The organism is Schumannella soli (genome assembly GCF_006517435.1).
Lineage (GTDB): Bacteria > Actinomycetota > Actinomycetes > Actinomycetales > Microbacteriaceae > Schumannella > Schumannella soli.
The window spans coordinates 563,737-581,995 of the sequence record NZ_VHQG01000001.1 but is presented as its reverse complement, the minus strand read 5'-3'; the positions used below and the strand labels follow the sequence as shown (position 1 = coordinate 581,995).

The window sequence follows — 18,259 nt, the reverse complement described above, 5'->3', positions numbered from 1 at the left end:
CCGTGGAGCCCGCGCATCCACTGCCGTCTCACGCCGCGCTCGCAGGCGGGCACTGGCTACTCTGGTGCGGTGACCGACCCCGCCTTCGACACCTCCGTGGTGATCGTCGGGGCGGGTCAGGCCGGTCTCTCCGTCGCGTTCTACCTGCGGCGCCTCGGGCTCGACCCGGGCAACGACTTCGTCATCCTCGACCGCGGACCCGGCACGGGCGGCGCGTGGCAGTTCCGCTGGGAGGCGCTGCGCCTCGGCTACGCGCACCGCGTGAACGATCTGCCGGGCATGGGCGAGCTCGACCTCAGCTTCGACACCGCCGACCGGCAGGCTCCGGCGAAAGATGTCGTGGCCGACTACTACGCGCGCTACGAGCAGCACTTCGGCCTGCAGGTCGTGCGGCCCGCCAACGTGACGCGCGTCGAGGGCCTGATGGACGGCTTCACAGTCACCTTCGACGACAGCTCGGCTCGGCACGGCGGCAGCGCGGCCGCGACGGCGGGGCTCACGACGCAGCAGGTGACCACCCGGGTGCTCGTCAACGCGACCGGCACCTGGGGCGCCCCGTTCATCCCCTGGTATCCGGGGCTCGACAGCTTCCGTGGACGCATGGTGCACACCTCCGAGTACCGGGACGCCGAGGAGTTCCGCAGGCAGCGCGTCGCGATCGTCGGCGGCGGCACGAGCGCGATCGGCTTCCTCATGGAGCTCGAGAAGGTCGCGGCCGAGACGACCTGGTTCTCGCGTCGGCCGATCGAGTTCCTCGAAGAGCAGGAGCTCAACATCGAGTCGGGCAGCTCGTCGGTGCGCCAGCAGGACGAGGCAGCCCGCCAGGGGCGTGCGCTGCCGAGCATCGTGTCGACGACCGGGGTGCCGCGCAGCCGCCGCATCCAGGCCGCCATCGATCGCGGACTGCTGCTCGCGCAGCCGATGTTCACTCGCGTCACGCCGCACGGCGTCGTGCTGCCCGACGGGCGCGAGGTCGAGGTGGATGCGATCATCTGGGCCACCGGGTTCCGTCCGGAGCTGCGGCACCTGGCTCCGCTGAAGCTGCGCGAGAAGTCGGGCGGCATCACGGTCGGGCAGGGCGCCTCGTGGCGCAACTCGCGCGTGTTCTTCGCCGGCTACGGACCGGCGGCCTCGACGATCGGGGCGAACCGCGCCGGGCGCACGATCGCACGGCAGGTGATCGCGACGCTGTCGTCGTTCGGCTGAGCCGTGGTGATCGGCTGAGCACCACGGCGTCGCGCGGACGCCGCGCCGCGCTGGTGCCGCGTCAGGCGCGCAGGGCGCTCCACACGGTGACCGCGGCGGCGGCCGACCACGACTGCGGGCGGCAGGCCGCCGGGTAGGGCACGGGCGAGGGGATGTCGGCCGCGGGGTCGCCGCCGTGCAGCTCGGGCATGCGGTAACCGAATCCGGCGGCCGCGGCGAGCAGCCCCTCGGCGAGCTGCCGGGCCTCGGCGCGGCGCCCCTCGAGCAGCAGCCCGCGGATGACGACCGCGGTGTCGTGGGCCCACACCGATCCACCGTGGTAGCTCAGCGGCCAGAAGCCGGCGTCGTCGCTCGACATGGTGCGCAGCCCGTAGCCCGAGTCGAGCGCCGGCGACGTGACCGCGCGGGCGACGTGATCGACCTGGGCCGTGTCGAGCAGGCCGGTGCCGAGCAGGTGGCCGATGTTCGAGGTGAGGCTGTCGACCGGGCGCTTATGCGCGTCCAGGGCGATCGCGGGGTAGGGGGCGGATGCGGCGCCCGCCGCGGCGCCGACCCAGAATGCCCGGGATGCGGCGCGCAGGCGCTCGGCCCAAGCGCGCCAGCTGGCGACCTCGTCGGCGAGGGCGGCCGCGGCGTCCGTGGCGCCGGCGTCCGTGGCGTCGGCACCCGCATCCAAACCCGTCCGGCCGGCGCCCGGCGCCGCGCCCAGCGCCTCGAGCAGATCGGCGCCGTGCGTGGCCGCCTCGTAGGCGTAGCCCTGCACCTCGACGAGCGCGATCGGACCTTCGGCGAGGCGGCCGTCGCGCCACTGCACGGAGTCGCCGCTGTCCTTCCAGCCCTGGTTCGCGAGGCCGCGTCCGCTCTGGTCGACGTACTCGAGCAGGCCGTCGCCGTCGCTGTCGCCGAAGTCGCGCATCCACGCCAGGGCGGCGCGCAGCTGCGGCAGCAGCGCGCGCACCTCGGCCTCGGGCAGTCCGGCGCGCCAGGCGTCGTGCAGCAGGCAGATCCAGAGCGGGGTCGCGTCGACCGTGCCGTAGTAGAGCGGCGGAAGCTCGAGGTTCTCGGTCGGCAGGCTGAGCGTCGCGCTGCGCAGCTCGTGCATGATCTTGCCGGGCTGCTCGGCCGTCTCGGCGACGCGCTCGCGGCCCTGCAGTTCGGCCAGCGCGCGCACGGTGCTCGCGGCGATCGCGACGCCGCCGTCGAGCGGCAGCAGCAGACGGGCGGCCCAGAGCGCGTCGCGTCCGAACATCGTGAGGAACCACGGGGCGCCCGCGGCGAGGAACTCGGCGTCCGACCCGCGGCGCACGAGGCGCAGCGCGTCGAGGTCGGCGAGGGCGCGGTCGAGCCAGCGGTGAACGCGGTCGTCGGAGATCGGGGCGGTGCTGTCGGCGTCGCTGCCGTCGCCGCCGGGCGCGCTCCAGGGTGTCGGATGCGGTGACGCGTCGACGACGGCGCGCTCGTCGTGCAGGTCGAGCGACCACGACAGCGCGACTTCGCCGCGCGGCGGCACCACGACCTCCCAGCCGAGGAGGATCGCGGCCGGGTCGTCGGCGTCGAGGCGCACGTCGGCATCCGCCGCTCGGAGCCGCGCGGTCAGACCGTCGCGTCCCCAGCTCGCGACGCCGGCGCCGGCGTCGGCGCGCGTGCCGTCAGCGAGTTCGACGCGCGCGGGCGCGTCGCCGCGGCGGCCCTCCTTGACGGCGCTCATCGGCGAGAGGTCGGCGTGCAGCCGCAGCTCGACCGGCACGCGCAGCTCGCGGTCGCGGCGCGAGCGGATGACGAGGGTCTCGTCGACGCCGTCGGCGCGCACCGTGCGGGTCAGCTCGCTGCGCACGTCGGGGTCGGCTCCGGGGCCGTCGAGCTCGCGGTGCAGGCGCACGACGCGCAGCTCGGTCGCCGCGTGCTGCGCGGTCGCGATGTGCTCGCCGGGAGCCCCGGCGATGCGGAGCCGCCAGCCGTCGAGCACGCGGGTGTCGCCGAGGTAGAGCCCGTCGATGACGACCGGAGCGGTCGGCGGCTCGGCAGTCGTCGCCGCACGATCTCCGGTTCGCCGCGGAATATCGTGCGGCGAAGCCAGGATCGCCGCGCGATCCTGCACGGGTTCGGGGGATCCGATCGTGCCGTCGGGGCGCGACCAGGCCTGCGCGGGAGCACGCAGCGCGATCGCCGCGTCGTGCAGGAACGGCTGCCGGGGGATGGGGTGCTGCATGATCCGCTCGCCCTTGAATCGGTTGCTCATGTGGGCTCCGGGCGTCTCGGCGCGGGGCTCCGTGTCGGTCGTCGAACCGGCCGGGGGTTGACTCGGGCGGTTCGGGAGGTAACCTAACACCGCGGATTTGATCGTTCAAACAATTCGCACCAGCAGGGCCGCGGCAGCACCGCGAACCTCCCGGAAGCTCCCCCGCATCCCCCACGACGACGAAGTCGGAGACGACATGACGGCCACCCCGCTCCCCACGATCGACGACGTCGCCGTCGCCGCGGGAGTGTCGCGCCAGACCGTCTCGAACGTGCTCAATGCCCCCGACATCGTGCGCGAGGCGACCCGTCAGAAGGTGCGCGACGCGATCGACGCGCTCGGGTACCGGCCGCACGCCTCCGCCCGTCGGCTGCGCACGCAGACCAGCAGCACCATCGGCATCCGCCTCGGCTCGCTGTCGCGCGGCGGCGTCTCGGGCGCCGTGCTCGACCGCTTCCTCCACGCCCTGACCGAGCGGGCCGACAGCCGCGGCATGCGGATCATGCTCTTCACCGCCGCCGACGAGGCCGCCGAGATCGAGCAGTACCGCCGCCTGCGCGACGGCGCCGACGTCGACGCCCTGGTCGTCACCGGAACCGCGTACGGCGACGCCCGCCTCGACTGGCTCGCCGACAACGGCGTGCCCTTCGTCGCCTTCGGCCGCCCCTGGGGCTCCGCCGATCTCGACGACCCGCGTCGTCCCTGGGTGGATGTCGACGGCGCCGACGGCGTGCGCCAGGCGACCGTGCACCTCGCCGGTCGAGGGCTGCGCCGCATCGGCTACCTCGGCTGGCCTGACGGATCCGGCACGGGCGACGACCGTCGCAGCGGCTGGGTCGCGGCGATGCGCGAGCTGTTCGGCGACGACGGGGCCGCCGACGCCGACCTCGAGGCCCTGACGATCCGCACCGAGGAGGGCGTCGCCCCGGCGCGCGTCGAGCTCGAACGGCTTCTCGCCGGCGGCACCGAGCTCGAGGCGCTGGTCTGCTCGAGCGACTCGCTCGCGCTCGGCGCGATGATGGCCGTGCGCGAGGCCGGGCATCCGAAGTTCCCTGTCATCGGCTTCGACAACACGCCCGTCGCGGGCGCCGTCGGCCTCTCCAGCGTCGACCAGCAGCTCGACCAGGTCGCCCTCGCGGTGCTCGACCTGCTCATGGGCGAGCACGGGCGCCGCGTTCTGAACCCCGACGAGATCGAGGGTGCTCGGCACCGCCTCGTCACCCCCAAGCTCATCGTCCGCCGGTCGAGTCACCTGGCGCCCGTCGACGAGGCCGGATCCACAGCATCCGGCACCAACGAGTGAAAGGAACCCCCGATGAAGATGTCGAGATGGGCTCTCGTGACGGTCGCGCTCGGCGCGACCGTGGGCCTGACGGCATGCGGCTCCGGCTTCAGCAGCGGAGCGAAGCAGGATGACAGCAAGGCGCTGACCGTGCTGATCGGCTCGTCCGGCGACGCCGAGACGAAGGCCGTGAAGGATGCCGTGGCGACCTGGTCGAAGGACTCGGGCATCAAGGCCACGGTCAAGGCCGCGAGCGACCTCAAGCAGGAGCTCGCCCAGGGCTTCAGCTCGGGCAAGCCGGCCGACGTGTTCTACCTGTCGACCGACGCCCTGGCCGGCTACGCCTCCAACGGCTCGCTGCTGGCCTACGGCGACGACCTCAAGAACAAGGACGACTTCTACCCGGTGCTGCAGAAGTCGTTCACCTACGACGGCAAGTTCTACTGCGCGCCGAAGGACTTCTCGACGCTGCAGCTCATCGTCAACACCGACCTCTGGTCGCAGGCGGGGCTGACGGATGCCGACATCCCGACCACCTGGGATCAGCTCGACGCCGTGGCGCAGAAGCTCACCACCGGCGATCGCAAGGGTCTCGTCATGAGCGGCGAGTACGCCCGCGTCGGCGCCTTCATGGCCGAGGCCGGCGGCAACCTCGTCAACGACGAGAACACCGAGGCGACCGCCGACAGCGAGGCCAACCTCCAGGCCCTGCAGTACGTGCAGAAGAACCTGCAAGCCGGCGACTTCGCCTTCGCGAAGGATGTCGGAGCGGGCTGGGGCGGCGAGGCCTTCGGCAAGCAGCTCGGCGCGATGACGATCGAGGGCAACTGGATCACGGGCGCCATGCAGAACGACTTCCCCGACGTGAAGTACAAGGTCGTGCCGCTGCCCGAGGGCCCGAAGGGCAAGGGCACCCTGCAGTTCGCGAACTGCTGGGGCATCGCCGCCGACAGCGGCAACACGAAGGGCGCGCAGAGCCTGGTCGAGGCGCTGACCGCGAAGGATCAGCAGCTCGCCTTCTCGAAGGCCTTCGGCGTCATGCCGTCGATCCAGTCGGCCGCCGAGGAGTGGAAGAGCCAGAACGCGCCGCTCGTGCCGTTCATCGAGGCCGCCGACTACGCCAAGACGCCGCCGACGGTGAAGGGCGGGGCGGATGTCGTGACCGACTTCAACTCGCAGCTCGCGAGCCTGAAGACGGGCGACCCGAAGACGCTGCTCACGAGCACGCAGAAGAACCTCGAGGCCCTCTTCAAGTAGGCCAGAGCGGATGCCGCGGTCGTCTCGGGTGGCGACCGCGGCATCCACCCCGCCCTCCGCATCCCACCCACGCCCCGATCCGCGACCGACGAAAGGGAGTGACGAGCATGGCGAACGCACGCACGCGCCTGCGCCGCGGCGAAGGCCTCGCGGGCTGGCTGTTCACGGCGCCCGTGATCGTGATCCTCGGACTGTTCCTGCTCGTGCCCGTGCTCATGGCGGCGTGGGTGAGCCTGTCGGACTGGACCGGACGCGGCAGCCCCTTCGCCGCGGGCGTGAACTTCATCGGCGTCGACAACTACCGCGAGATCCTCGGCGGCGGCGGGCTCGCCGAACGCGACTTCGGCATCTCGCTCAAGAACAACTTCTGGTACGTGATCCTCGTCGTGCCGCTGCAGACGATCGTCGCGCTGGGCCTGGCGCTGCTGGTCAACAAGCGCGTGCTGCGCGGGCGCGGCTTCTTCCGCACCGCCTTCTACTTCCCGTCGGTCACGAGCTCGGTCGCGATCACGGTGCTGTGGCTGTTCCTCTTCAGCGGCTCGGGCGCCGTCAACGCGGTGCTGTCGTGGGTCGGCATCAACGGCCCGGACTGGTTCAACGACCCCGCGGGCATCTTCCACTTCGGCGCGACGAGCGGGCCCTCCGCCCTCACGAGCGGCACGGTGCTCGGCGTGAGCTGGTGGGACTGGCTCGGCGGTCCCTCGGTCGCGATGACCGCCTTCGTCATCCTCGCCGTGTTCACGACCGGCGGCACGTTCATGCTGCTGTTCCTGGCGGCCCTGCAGAACCTCTCCGGCGAGGTGCAGGAGGCGGCCGAGATGGATGGCGCGAACGCGGCCCAGCGCTTCTTCCGGGTGACGCTGCCGCAGCTGCGCCCGACCCTGTTCACGGTCATCACGCTCGGACTGATCGGCTGCTGGCAGGTCTTCGACCAGATCTACACCGGCACTCAGGGGCAGCCGGGCAAGACGACCCTGACGCCCGCCTACCTCTCCTACACCTCCGCCTTCGACAGCAACGAGTGGGGTCGGGGCGCGGCGATCGCGTTCATCCTGTTCGCGATCATCATCGTGTTCACGCTCGTGCAGCGCTGGGTGCTCGCCGAGCGGAAGGTGTCGCGGCGCCGGATGCGGTGGATCGAGGATGCGCGCGACGCGAGCGCGCGGATCGGGGGTACGCGATGAGCGCCGTGATCGATCGCCCGGGCCGCCGTCGCGGGCTGCGCACCCGGTTCGGCGGCGGCGTGGTCTACCTGCTGCTGGCCGCGCTCGCCGTGATCTACATCTTCCCGTTCCTCATCGACGTGGCGACGTCGTTCAAGACCGAGGCGGAGGCCGCATCCAGCCCGCTGTCGCTGATCCCGCAGAACTGGACGACCGCGGCCTACGAGCGGCTGTTCCTGCACTCGGACTTCCCGGTGTGGTTCCGCAACACCGCGGTCGTGACGGTGTTCGTCACGGCCGGCCGCGTGTTCTTCGACTCGCTCGCCGGCTACGCCCTCGCGCGGCTGCGCTTCCGCGGCCGTGGGGTCGTGTTCGGGGCGCTCATCGCGGTCATGGCGGTGCCGAACGTCGTGCTGCTGATCCCGAAGTTCCTCGTGATCAATCAGCTCGGCATCTTCGACTCCTACGTCGGACTGATCGTGCCGCTGCTGGTGGATGCGGCGGGCGTCTTCATCATGAAGAACTTCTTCGAGTCGATCCCCGTGTCGGTCGAGGAGCAGGCTCGCATCGACGGCGCCGGCACCTTCCGGGTGTTCTGGTCGGTCGTGCTGCCGATGGCGCGGCCCGCGCTCGTGACGATCATCATCCTGAGCTTCCAGGGCTCGTGGAACGAGCTGGCGCACTTCATCGTCGCCGCGCAGGATCCGCAGCTGACGACGCTGACGAAGGGCGTCGCGCAGCTCGCGAGCGGTCAGCTGAGCCAGGGCAGTCAGTACCCGATCAAGCTCGCCGCCGGCGCGATCATGACGATCCCCGTCGCGATCATGTTCTTCATCTTCCAGCGCCGCATCATGAACTCCAGTTCCGGAGCCGTGAAGGAGTAGAGCTCCCGGTCGTCCTCGCGGGAGGGAACGACGGCGGTCAGTCGCCGTTCTCGAGGCGCGACTCGGCGTAGGGGTCGTCGTTCTGGCGGCGCGGCGCATCCGGCCACGTCCCGCCGACGACGGCCGCCGAGTTGCGGAAGTCGCTCGCCTCGCGGCGCGCCTCGGCGCTGCGGTTCGCGCGCAGCGCCGCCGGCGGCAGCGCGCGGCGCGGGGCCACGCCGCGGCGCACCTCGCCGCGGCGCACATCGCCCGGCAGGGCGCGCGAGCGGCGACCGTAGATGAGGTCGGAGCTGTCGAGCAGCCACGGAACGATCGCGACCATGACGCCGTGCACGAGCATCAGCTTCTGGCGGATGCGGCGGGCCTTGTGGTTGTGCAGGATGCCCTCCCACCAGTGCCCGACGATGTACTGCGGCGTGTAGACGGTGACGACCTCGGCGCCGTGCTGCTCGCGGTGCTTCTTGATGTACTTGATGAGCGGCAGGCTGATGTCGCGGTACGGCGACGACAGCACCGTCAGTGGCACCTCGATGCCGTGCTCGGCCCACTCCCGCTCGAGCTGCCGGCTCGATTCGTCGTCGATCGACACGTGCACGGCCTCGATCGATCCGTGGCGGGCGGCGATCGCGTAGTCGAGGGCCTTCAGCACCGGCTTCTGCATGCGCCCGACCAGCACGATCGCGTGGTCGCCGGTCGCGCCGAAGGTGGTGTCGGCATCCACCTCGACCTCGCGCTCGACGTCGCGGTAGTACCGGTTCACGCCCATCATCAGCAGGAACAGGATCGGCATGACGATGTAGACGAGGTACGCGCCGTGCGTGAACTTCGTGATCGTCACGATCACGAGCACCGAGAAGGTGACGAGCGCGCCGACCGCGTTGACGCCGAGGTAGAGCGGGATCGGCCCCTGGTTCCGCACGCCCTCCTTGATGAGGCGGCGCCAGTGCCGGATCATGCCGATCTGCCCGAGCGTGAACGAGACGAAGACGCCGATGATGTACAGCTGGATGAGCTGGGTCACGTTCGCCTGGAACACGATCATGATCACGCTCGCCGCGACCGCCATCGCGATGACGCCGTTGCTGAAGATGAGGCGGTCGCCGCGGGTTCCGAGCGATTTCGGCGCGTACTTGTCTTTCGCGAGCACCGAGCCGAGCAGCGGGAAGCCGTTGAACGCGGTGTTCGCGGCGAGCAGCAGAATCGCCGCCGTCGCCGCCTGGATGACGAAGAACAGCACCGAGTTGTTGCCGAAGGTCGCGGCCGCGATCTGCGCGATCATGCTGCGCTGCGGGGTGTCGGCGCAGTTCTGGAAGCCGACGAGGTCGCACGCCTTCTCGGCGTAGTGCACGCCCGAGATGAGGGCCATGAGCGTGAGCCCGGCGAACAGGATGATCGCGATCGTGCCCATCATCACGAGGGTGCGCTGGGCGTTCTGGATCTTCGGGCGGCGGAACGCCTGCACGCCGTTCGAGATCGCCTCGACGCCTGTCAGGGCGGAGCATCCGCTCGAGAAGGAGCGCAGCAGCAGCATGACGATCGCGGCCTGCGTGACGTCGGGGTTCACCGTGTAGCCGGCGCTCTCGGCGACCGGCGCATCCCCGATCGCGGTGCGGATGAAGCCGGTGACGAGCATCACGACGACACTCGCGATGAAGAGGTAGGTCGGCACGGCGAAGGCCTTGCTCGACTCGCTCACGCCGCGCAGGTTGACCGCGGCGAGCACGATGATGAAGCCGACCGCGATCTCGACGCGGAAGCCGTTCAGCTCGGGGAACGCGGAGATGATGTTGTCGACGCCGGAGGAGACCGAGACGGCGACGGTCATGATGTAGTCGACGAGCAGGGCCGACGCGACGACGAGGCCCGCCTTCTCGCCCAGGTTCGTGCTGGCGACCTCGTAGTCGCCGCCGCCCGAGGGATAGGCCTTGATCAGCAGGCGGTACGACACCACCACGATCAGCATGAGCGCGATGACGGCCGCCGCGACCCACGGGGTGAAGCTGAGGAAGCTGAGCCCGCCGATGAGCAGGATCATCATGAGCTCCTGCGGCGCGTAGGCCACGGAGGAGAGCGCGTCGCTGGAGAAGATCGGCAGCGCGAACTTCTTCGGCAGCAGCTGCCCCTCGATCTTGTCGGAGGGGAGCGGTTCGCCGATGATCCAGCTCTTGGGAGAACGATGCTCCCCGGCGCTCTCGTCAGTCACGACCGGAGACACTACTCCGGCCGAGTTGCCCGTCAAAGCCGGGTTTTCCGGGCATGCGGCGCGTGTCGAGCCGGGGTTCAGCTTGGGCGACAGGCGTCGTCTCGGCTGCGGTGCTCGGCGGTGTCGCCCGCATCACGCGCGCTGACGCTCGCGGCGGTTCCGTGAGGGGTCGCAAAGGCCCCGCGATCGGGCGCTTTCGGCGCCGATCCGGGGCCTTTGCGCCCCCTCAGCGGAGATGACGGGATGCGCTTGCCTGCGCCGCGCCGATCCGCCGTCCCCGTCGGGCGCGGGTCAGCGCCGGGTGCGGGCCAGTTCGTCGGCGAGACGGGAGAGCCCCGCGCGCAGCACCTCGAGGGTCTCGGGGCGCAGCTCTCCGCGGCTCGCCGCCCGGCGCAGATCGGTGCGCACGCGCTGGCGGAAGTCGGTCAGCGCCGACTCCGCGTCGAGCAGCAGACCGCGGCTCGCGGTGCGCGCCTCGGCGGCCGACCAGCTCGAGCGACCGGATGCGCCCGGCGCCGCCGGGTCCGAGCCCGAACGCGCGGAGCCGCCGGTCGACGCCGTCCCGTCCGCCCCGACCGTGAAGTCGGCCGGCGAGCCCGGGGCGCCCGCGCCCGGTGCGCTTGAGCCCGACGATCCCGAACCCGGAGCGGAGCCGGTGCCGCGGCGGGCGAAGGACTCGCGTGCGGCGTTCCCCGCGGCGGCGGCCCGCGCATCCCGCTCGGCCCGTGTGCTCTCGCGCTCGGGCCGCCCGGATGCGCGTGACTCGTCCCGCGCATCCCGTGCCGCTGCGGCGAGCTCGGCCCGCAGGCTCTTCATCGCGCCGTCGACGCTCGAGCGCACCTCGTCGGCGAGACGGCGCACCGAGTCGCTGAGCTCGTTCTCGACCCGGTCGAGCTCGTGCTCGCGCTCGGCCAGCTCGGCTCGGCCGGCGTCGGTGATCGCGTAGACGGTCTTGCGTCCATCGGGCTGCTTCGTGACGAGCCCCTCCTCCTCGAGCTTCGCGAGGCGGGGGTAGATCGTGCCGGCGCTGGGCACATAGGTGCCGCCGAAACGCTCGCTGAGCGCCTGGATGAGCTCGTAGCCGTGCATCGAGCGCTCGGCGAGCAGGCTCAGCAGGTAGAGCCGCAGGTGTCCGTGCCCGAAGACCGCGGGGCTCACGCGGGGCTCCCGGCGGTCGGGTCGGTGGTGGTCCCGGCGGCCGCGTCGGCATCGGGCGAGTCGGGCGAGTCGGTCGAGCCGGATGCGCCGGCCGACCCGACGTCGGACGCCGCATCGGCGCCGGCTTCCTGTGCGGCCGGGCTCGCGTCGGCGGTCCCGCCCGCGGCATCCGCGGCCGGAACGTCGTCGGCCCGGTGCAGCACGTCGATCGCGCCGCTGACCGTGTTGACCTTCACATCCACCCAGTGCCGTTCGAGCTCGCCGAAGCGGCCCTGGTAGCGCCCGCGCACGCCGGTGATCTCGGCGTCGTCGAGCTGGATGCGTCCGCTGACGGTGTTGATCGTGTACTGCGCCGGGGCGCCGGCGTCGAGACGGGCGGCGACCGAGCCGCTGACGGTGTTGACGCGCAGCTGGTCGGGGATGCCGGCCGCATCCACGTAGACGTCGGCGCCCACGCTGTCGGCCGTGAAGCCGGCGAGCTCACCCGAGACGGTCAAGTCGCCGTTGACGGTCTTGGCGTTGACGCGGCCGTGGTGGTCGCGCACGCTGACCTCGCCGTTGACGGAGTTGATCGTGGTGTCGCCCTCGACGCCGTCGACCACGAGGTCGCCGTTGACGGTCGAGAGGCTGGCGTCGCTGCGCACCCCCGAGACGAGCGCGGTGGCGTTGACGACGCCGAGCTTGAGAGCGATGTCGCGCGGCACGGCGACGCTGACGTCGGCGCGGTCGCGCTCGTGGAAGCTGCGGAACACGTCGAGGAAGTTGTCCCAGCCGAGCTGCGGGTGGTCGATCTCGAGACGGTCGCCGTCGATCGTGATCTTGAGGGGGCGGCCGTCGACGGAGTGCACCTCGACGCGGGCACCGGGCTCGTCGTGCGCGACGACATCCACCTGTCCGCCGATGAGTCCCACCTTGAGTGAGCGCACGCGCTCGATGTCGATCGTCTTGGGGCCGTCGACGAGCCACTTCTCCTGGGCCATGCGCCCCGTCCTTTCGAGATATATCGCGTTTGCGTGAGAGTCACGATATATCGCGTTTCATGCGCGCGCAAGGTGCGATCGGCGGCGGATGCGGAACCGGATCGCGGGCTGGGCTTGCGGTTGACGCGGCGTCAACTCGTAGCGTGACCGTCATCAGATGGGAGGGGAGCGGGCGGATGGAGTGGAGCATCCAGCAGATCAGCCGGATCACCGGGGTCACGAGTCGAGCCCTGCGGCACTACGATCAGGTCGGGCTGCTGGCGCCGAGCCGCATCGGGCACGGCGGACTGCGCTACTACGACGAGGACGCGCTCGTGCGGCTGCAGCGCATCCTGCTGCTGCGCCAGCTCGGCCTCGGCATCCCCGCGATCGCGGCGGCGCTCGCCGTGCGTCAGAACGATGCGCGCTCGGATGTCGACGCGGCCGCAGACCCGGCGGCCGATCCCGAGGTCGCGGCCCTGCGCATCCACCTCGCCCAGCTGCGTCGCGAGCAGGAGCTGCTCGCGCGGCGCATCGCGGCCGTCGCCCACACGATCGCACGACGAGAGAGAGGAGAGCCGCTCATGGCGGAGGACATGTTCGACGGGTTCGACCACACGCAGCACCGCGAGGAGGTCGAGCGCCGCTGGGGTCGGGAGGCGTACGCCGATTCGTCCGCGTGGTGGGAATCGAAGAGCGCTGCCGAGAAGAAGGAGTGGCAGGCGCGTCAGGCGGCGCTCGCCGCGGACTGGACGGCGGCTGCCGAGCGCGGCGTCGATCCGGCGTCGGACGCGGCGCAGGTGCTGGCCCGACGGCACGCCGAGTGGCTCGCCGGAATCCCGGGAACGCCCGGCTATCCGGACGGGCCCTCGGCCGAGTAACTCGCGGGGCTCGGCGAGATGTACGTCGCCGACCCGCGTTTCGCCGCGAACTACGGCGGGCAGCTCGGCGCCGAGTTCGTGCGCGACGCCCTCGTGGTCTACGCCGCCGGGGTGCGCGTCTCGCGCTCCGCGGACTGATCCCGCCCGCGTTGCCGACCCCGCCCCGGCCGCAGGTCGCGAGTTGCCCACTTCCGCTGTGTGTCGCGCACCGGATGCCGCGGAAGCGGGCAACTCGGGGGTCCGGAACGCCGGTGGGAAGAAGGGAGGCGGGCCGCGGATGAGAGGGCCGGAGGGGCCGATCCCTGCACGGCCGGCCCCTCCGGGGACTGGTGTCCCGCGCGCCGGACGGGCGTGCGGTGAGGTGTCGTTATGCCGGGTTCGTGCTCGGCGCGGCGGTGCCGCTCGCGGCGCGCTCGACGGGAGCGTCGGCGGCGGCCTCGGCCGGGGTCTCCCGCGGCTCGGGCACGCGCAGGTGCGGCAGCGCGATCCCACAGAGCGGACCGATCAGCAGCGCGAAGGCGATCGTGCCGACCCCCACGTTGCCACCCAGCGCCCAGCCGACGGCGACGACGACCACCTCGATGCCGGTGCGCACGACCCACACGGGCCATCCGGTGCGCGCGACGAGTCCGGTCATCAGGCCGTCGCGCGGTCCCGGCCCGAGGCGGGCGCCGACGTAGAGTCCGGTCGCGAAGGCGAGCAGCACGAGACCGACGGCGAAGAAGGGGATGCGCACCCACAGCGACGCCCACGAGGCGGTGTCGAGCACCGGCAGCAGCGCGAAGCCGACCTCGGCGCTCGCGCCGACCCCGACGATGTTGACGACCGTGCCGATCCCGGGCTTCTGCTTGATCGGGATCCAGAGGGCGAGCACGACGGCGCCGATGATGATCGTCAGCACGCCGAACGGCAGGCCGGTGACCTTCGCGAGGCCCTGGGTCAGCACGTCCCACGGGGCGACGCCGACCGCGGCGCGCACCATGAACGCGATCGCGATGCCGTAGAGGAAGACCCCGACGGCGAGCTGCGCGAAGCGGCGGATCCAGATCGCCCGACGCGTGGTGAGGGCGAGGTGGATGCGGCGGGGCGCGGCGTCGGCCGCGCCGGCGCTCGCGGCGGCGGCGTTCGCGCCGGTTCCCGTGCCGCCGGTCGCGGCGGCGTCGTTCGTGCTCATGTCGAGTATCCAATCCCCGCATTGGCCTGGAGATCCATAGCCAATTGCTCTACCGTGGCGGCATGGCGACCCTGTCCGCGCGCTCTTTGGCCACATTCCTCACCGGCTGGCGACTCTCCGGTGCCGGTGCCGCATACCAATCGCTCGCCGACCGCGTGCGGCTGCTCGTGCTCGACGGACGCATCCCGCTCGGCACGCGTCTGCCCGCCGAGCGCGAGCTCGCCGCGGCCCTCGGCGTCTCGCGCACCACCGTCTCGAGCGCCTACGCCGCCCTCCGCGACAGCGGCCACATCGAGAGCCTGCGCGGATCGGGCAGCGTCGCCCGCCTGCCGCACCCCTCCGCCACGAGCGCGCCCGAGCCCGCCGACGACCTGCTCGACTTCTCGAAGGCGACGCTGCCCGCCATCCCCGGCGTCGCCGCCTACGCCGAGCGCGCGGTCGTGAAGCTGCCGGCCTTCGTCGGCGAGTCGGGCTACGACCCCTACGGCGTGCTCGCGCTGCGCGAGCAGATCGCCGCGCGCTACACCCGCCGCGGACTGCCGACGAGCCCCGACGAGGTCATGGTCACGATCGGCGCGCAGCACGCGATCTCGCTCGTCGCCCGCGCCTTCGTCGCTCGCGGCGACCGCGTGCTCGTCGAGTCGCCGAGCTACCCGCACGCCTTCGAGGCGCTGCGCAACGCCGGCGGCCGCCTCGTGCAGGTCGCCGTCACGAGCGAGGACGGCTGGGATGAGACCGCCCTGCAGCAGGCCCTGCAGCGCACCAGCCCGAGCCTCGGCTACCTCATGCCCGACACCCACAACCCCACCGGACGCCGGATGCCGCACGACCAGCGCGAACGTCTCGTCGCGACCGCGGCGCGGCAGGGCACCCGGCTCGTCGTCGACGAGACCATGTCGGAGATGCAGCTCGACGGCAGCTCGGCGCCGACGCCGTTCGCGACCCTCGGCGGCGACCTCGTCATCACGATCGGGTCGGTCGGCAAGAGCGTCTGGGGCGGGCTGCGCATCGGCTGGATCCGCGCCAACCGCGACGACCTGCAGCGCATCGCGCGCATCCGCTTCGCCAACGATCTCGGCACCCCCGTGCTCGACCAGCTGATCGTCGCCGAGCTCATGCCCGACATGGACGGCATCCTCGCGGGCCGCCGCACCCAGCTGCGCGAGGGGCGCGACCTGCTCGCCGCGCTGCTGCGCCGCCGCCTGCCCACCTGGCGCATGCCCGAGGTGCCCGGCGGACTCACGGCCTGGGTCAACCTCGGCGCCCCGATCAGCTCGCAGGTCGCGCTCGCCGCGCGATCCGAGGGGCTCGTGATCGCGGCCGGGCCGCGCTTCGGAATCGACGGCGTCTTCGAGCGCTTCCTGCGCATCCCGTTCTCGTACCCGCCCGAGGAGCTCGAGCGGGGAGTGGACGCGCTGGCCCGCGCCTACGCGGCCATCTCGCGCAACCCGATCGCGCTCGGCGCGGAGGAGCTGGCGCAGATCGCGTGAGCGGACCGCAGCAGCGTCTCTCGCGCCGGGAGCGATGGATCGTCGCGGCATCGGTCGCGGTGTTCGTCGTCATCGCGCTGGCGATCTCGACGCTGCCGCGGTCGACCCCGCCCTGGCTGTACATGGCGCTCATCGGAGCAGCGCTGCTGCTCATCGTGCTCGGCGTGCTCATCTCCCGTCGCCGATAGCGTGAGCGGACGCGTCCGACGGCGTCGGACGGCGGACGGACGGAGACGACATGACGGTGACCGGGATCGGCGGGCTCTTCTTCCGCAGCCGCGACCCCGAAGCGCGGCTGGCCTGGTACCAGCGGCACCTCGGTGTGGGTGACGGTCCGTATGGGATGTGGACGCAGCAGGCCGGCGACACGGTCTTCGCGCCCTTTCCTGCCGACAGCGACTACTTCGCCGCCGACCAGCCGTTCATGCTGAACCTGCGCGTCGACGCCCTCGATGAGCTCGTCGCGAAGCTCGAGGCCGCGAGCATCGAGGTCGAGCGGCGGGCCGAGTGGGATGCCGCGGGGCTCGGGCGCTTCGCCCGCATCCACGACCCCGAGGGCCTGCCGATCGAGCTGTGGGAGCCGGCAGGCGAGTAGTCGTCGCCGCACGATCCCGGTCTCGCCGCGCGATATCGGGCGGCGGAACCAGGATCGCCGCGCGATCCTGCCCGGGGAAGGCGGGTCAGGCCGCGCTGCGCTGGAACGCGGTCGGCGTCGTGCCGAGCACGCGGCGGAAGTGCCGCGTGAGGTGCGCCTGGTCGTAGAAGCCGGCGGCTATGGCGGCGTCGACGGCGCGCATCCCGCCGAGCAGCAGTCGGCGGGCGCGGTCGACGCGGATGCTCGTCAGGTAGCGGTGCGGCGGCACGCCGTACTGCGCTCGGAACACGCGGATCAGGTGCTCGGGCGAGGCGCCGAGCTGACGGGATGCGGCGGCGAGGGTGAGGTGAGCCTCGGCGGTCGCGGATCCCGTGTACTGCGCGACCTCGGCCTCGAGCAGCTCGCGCAGGCGCAGCGCGAGCGGGGCGTCCGCCGTGCGTCCGGCGGCGCCGTCGAGCCCGACCCCGCCGGCGTCGTCGACGGCCGACAGCCGCGCGCGCATCCGCCCGCCCTCTCCCGCGGCGAGCAGCCCGCGCAGGCGAACGCCGATGCCGGCGAGCTCCGACTCGGCGCGGAAGGCCTCGCCCGGCAGCGCGACGAGCGCGTGCAGGCGTCGAGTCGCGGCGATCAGCGCCGGGTCGTCGAACAGCGGACGCGCGCTCGCCGCCGACACCAGCTGCTCGGGAAGCCAGGCGCGGTCGAGGTAGGCGACGCGCTTGCGGAACCCCTCGCGCGTCGACGCCGCGTGCCCGTCGTGCGGCACGCGCGGCGGCAGCAGCGTCACCGTGCCGGCCGGCGCGCGGTGCTGTCGTCCGTCGAGCTCGTAGCGCACCTCGCCCTGATCGATCAGCAGCAGCGACCAGTCGCCGTGCGCGTGCAGCGGGTAGGCGTGCTCGACGAAGCGGGCGTGCAGCACCTCGCTCATCCCCGGGATGCCGGGCGACCAGGCGCGCAGTCGCTCCGCGCTCGAAGGGGCGGCGGCGTCGGAGTGCGCTCCCGACATCGGTTCCGGAGCCGCGACCGCTCGGCCGCGCCCACGGCTGCTCGGAGCGGGACGGCTGATCACGTCAGCAACGTACAAGACGGGCGGGATGCGCGGTCGCGACGCTGAGAGCATGACCGACTCGACTGACGCCGCTCCCGTATCCGCCGCCGCCGCCGCTCCCGACCCCGTCGAGCCCGTGCGCTTCGACACCCGCGTCGCGGTGCTCGTGCGCGACGATCTCGCGACCTGGCAGCGGCTCAACGTGACCGCGTTCCTGGCCAGCGGCGTCGCATCCGACCCCGAGCTGATCGGCGAGCCCTACGCGGACGCCGACGACACCGAGTACCTGCCGCTGCTGCGGCAGCCGGTCATGGTGTTCGAGGCGGATGCCGAGGTGCTCTCCGCGGCCCGCGCCCGGGGCGTCGAGCGGGGGATGCGCGTGGCCGTCTACACCGCGGAGATGTTCGCGACGACTCACGATGCCGCGAACCGGGCCGCCGTGCGCCGCGTCGCCGGCTCCGACCTCGACCTCGTCGGCGTCGCGCTGCACGGCCCCCGCAACGCGGTCGACCGGCTCGTGAAGCGAGCCCGCCTGCACGGCTGACCATCGCGTCGGGATTCACGGGTGGCCACGAATGCACGAGACACGCCGGGCGCTGCGGTCAATGGTGGCCACCCGCGTCCCGCGGCGTGCGGAGGGTGGCCACGAATGCACACGACACGCCGGGGCCGGCGTGCATCTGCGGCCACCTTCGTGACGGGCGGGTGAGGACGAGGCTCCAT

General features: G+C 72.0%; 14 protein-coding genes and 2 pseudogenes. 10 read left to right on the top strand and 6 right to left on the bottom strand.

Annotated features, from left to right (window positions below; genetic code table 11):
- The first annotated feature begins 69 nt into the window (after positions 1–69).
- On the top strand, positions 70–1,206 hold the full coding sequence (locus FJ657_RS02720) for an NAD(P)-binding domain-containing protein (RefSeq protein WP_255447094.1): 1,137 nt from the start codon (positions 70–72) through the stop codon (positions 1,204–1,206).
- A 61-nt stretch (positions 1,207–1,267) separates the two neighbouring features.
- Here FJ657_RS02720 and FJ657_RS02715 read toward each other — a convergent pair whose 3' ends face one another.
- Entirely contained in the window at positions 1,268–3,445 is a 2,178-nt protein-coding gene (locus FJ657_RS02715) for a glycogen debranching N-terminal domain-containing protein (RefSeq protein WP_255447093.1), read from the bottom strand.
- Positions 3,446–3,641: 196 nt separating this feature from the next.
- On the opposite strand from FJ657_RS02715, the gene FJ657_RS02710 reads away from it, so the two are divergent.
- From FJ657_RS02710 to FJ657_RS02695, 4 genes are all read left to right on the top strand, one after another.
- Positions 3,642–4,748, top strand: a complete 1,107-nt coding sequence (locus tag FJ657_RS02710; protein WP_141162126.1) for a LacI family DNA-binding transcriptional regulator — start codon at positions 3,642–3,644, stop codon at positions 4,746–4,748.
- Between the two features lie 12 nt (positions 4,749–4,760).
- On the top strand, positions 4,761–5,984 hold the full coding sequence (locus FJ657_RS02705; RefSeq protein ID WP_141162125.1) for a sugar ABC transporter substrate-binding protein: 1,224 nt from the start codon (positions 4,761–4,763) through the stop codon (positions 5,982–5,984).
- A 107-nt stretch (positions 5,985–6,091) separates the two neighbouring features.
- On the top strand, positions 6,092–7,168 hold the full coding sequence (locus tag FJ657_RS02700; protein ID WP_141162124.1) for a carbohydrate ABC transporter permease: 1,077 nt from the start codon (positions 6,092–6,094) through the stop codon (positions 7,166–7,168).
- On the top strand, positions 7,165–8,031 hold the full coding sequence (locus FJ657_RS02695; RefSeq protein ID WP_141162123.1) for a carbohydrate ABC transporter permease: 867 nt from the start codon (positions 7,165–7,167) through the stop codon (positions 8,029–8,031). Before FJ657_RS02700 ends, FJ657_RS02695 begins: the two co-directional genes overlap by 4 nt.
- Before the next feature lie 37 nt (positions 8,032–8,068).
- On the opposite strand, the gene FJ657_RS02690 is transcribed toward FJ657_RS02695, so the two are convergent.
- The 3 genes and pseudogenes from FJ657_RS02690 to FJ657_RS02680 form a co-directional block, all read right to left on the bottom strand.
- Positions 8,069–10,234 (bottom strand): APC family permease, encoded by a 2,166-nt coding sequence (locus FJ657_RS02690; protein ID WP_255447092.1) that lies wholly within the window; start codon positions 10,232–10,234, stop codon positions 8,069–8,071.
- 690 nt (positions 10,235–10,924) lie between these two features.
- Positions 10,925–11,392: pseudogene (locus tag FJ657_RS17280) on the bottom strand (PadR family transcriptional regulator); the annotation flags it as partial.
- A complete protein-coding gene (locus tag FJ657_RS02680; protein ID WP_141162121.1) occupies positions 11,389–12,372 on the bottom strand; it encodes a DUF4097 family beta strand repeat-containing protein in 984 nt (327 codons plus the stop codon). The pseudogene FJ657_RS17280 and the gene FJ657_RS02680, both read right to left, overlap by 4 nt.
- Positions 12,373–12,548: 176 nt before the next feature.
- Here FJ657_RS02680 and FJ657_RS02675 point away from each other — a divergent pair.
- Positions 12,549–13,370 (top strand): annotated as a pseudogene (locus FJ657_RS02675) (MerR family transcriptional regulator).
- 229 nt (positions 13,371–13,599) lie between these two features.
- On the opposite strand, the gene yczE reads toward FJ657_RS02675, so the two are convergent.
- Positions 13,600–14,406: a membrane protein YczE gene (yczE, locus tag FJ657_RS02670; RefSeq protein ID WP_181408842.1), complete on the bottom strand. Its 807-nt coding sequence runs from the start codon at positions 14,404–14,406 to the stop codon at positions 13,600–13,602.
- Between the two features lie 62 nt (positions 14,407–14,468).
- On the opposite strand from yczE, the gene yczR reads away from it, so the two are divergent.
- Genes yczR through FJ657_RS02655 form a run of 3 tightly spaced genes read left to right on the top strand, consistent with a single transcriptional unit; the run spans position 14,469 to position 16,491 of the window.
- Positions 14,469–15,896: a MocR-like transcription factor YczR gene (gene yczR, locus FJ657_RS02665; protein ID WP_141162120.1), complete on the top strand. Its 1,428-nt coding sequence runs from the start codon at positions 14,469–14,471 to the stop codon at positions 15,894–15,896.
- Positions 15,893–16,084: a hypothetical protein gene (locus tag FJ657_RS02660; RefSeq protein ID WP_141162119.1), complete on the top strand. Its 192-nt coding sequence runs from the start codon at positions 15,893–15,895 to the stop codon at positions 16,082–16,084. Before yczR ends, FJ657_RS02660 begins: the two co-directional genes overlap by 4 nt.
- 50 nt (positions 16,085–16,134) lie before the next feature.
- On the top strand, positions 16,135–16,491 hold the full coding sequence (locus FJ657_RS02655; RefSeq protein ID WP_141162118.1) for a VOC family protein: 357 nt from the start codon (positions 16,135–16,137) through the stop codon (positions 16,489–16,491).
- 85 nt (positions 16,492–16,576) lie between these two features.
- Here FJ657_RS02655 and FJ657_RS02650 read toward each other — a convergent pair whose 3' ends face one another.
- Complete coding sequence (locus FJ657_RS02650) at positions 16,577–17,494, bottom strand: AraC family transcriptional regulator (protein ID WP_141162117.1); 918 nt, start codon at positions 17,492–17,494, stop codon at positions 16,577–16,579.
- A gap of 112 nt (positions 17,495–17,606) precedes the next feature.
- Between FJ657_RS02650 and FJ657_RS02645 the strand changes: the two genes are divergently transcribed.
- Positions 17,607–18,080 (top strand): DUF2000 domain-containing protein, encoded by a 474-nt coding sequence (locus FJ657_RS02645; RefSeq protein ID WP_141162116.1) that lies wholly within the window; start codon positions 17,607–17,609, stop codon positions 18,078–18,080.
- Positions 18,081–18,259: the final 179 nt, after the last annotated feature.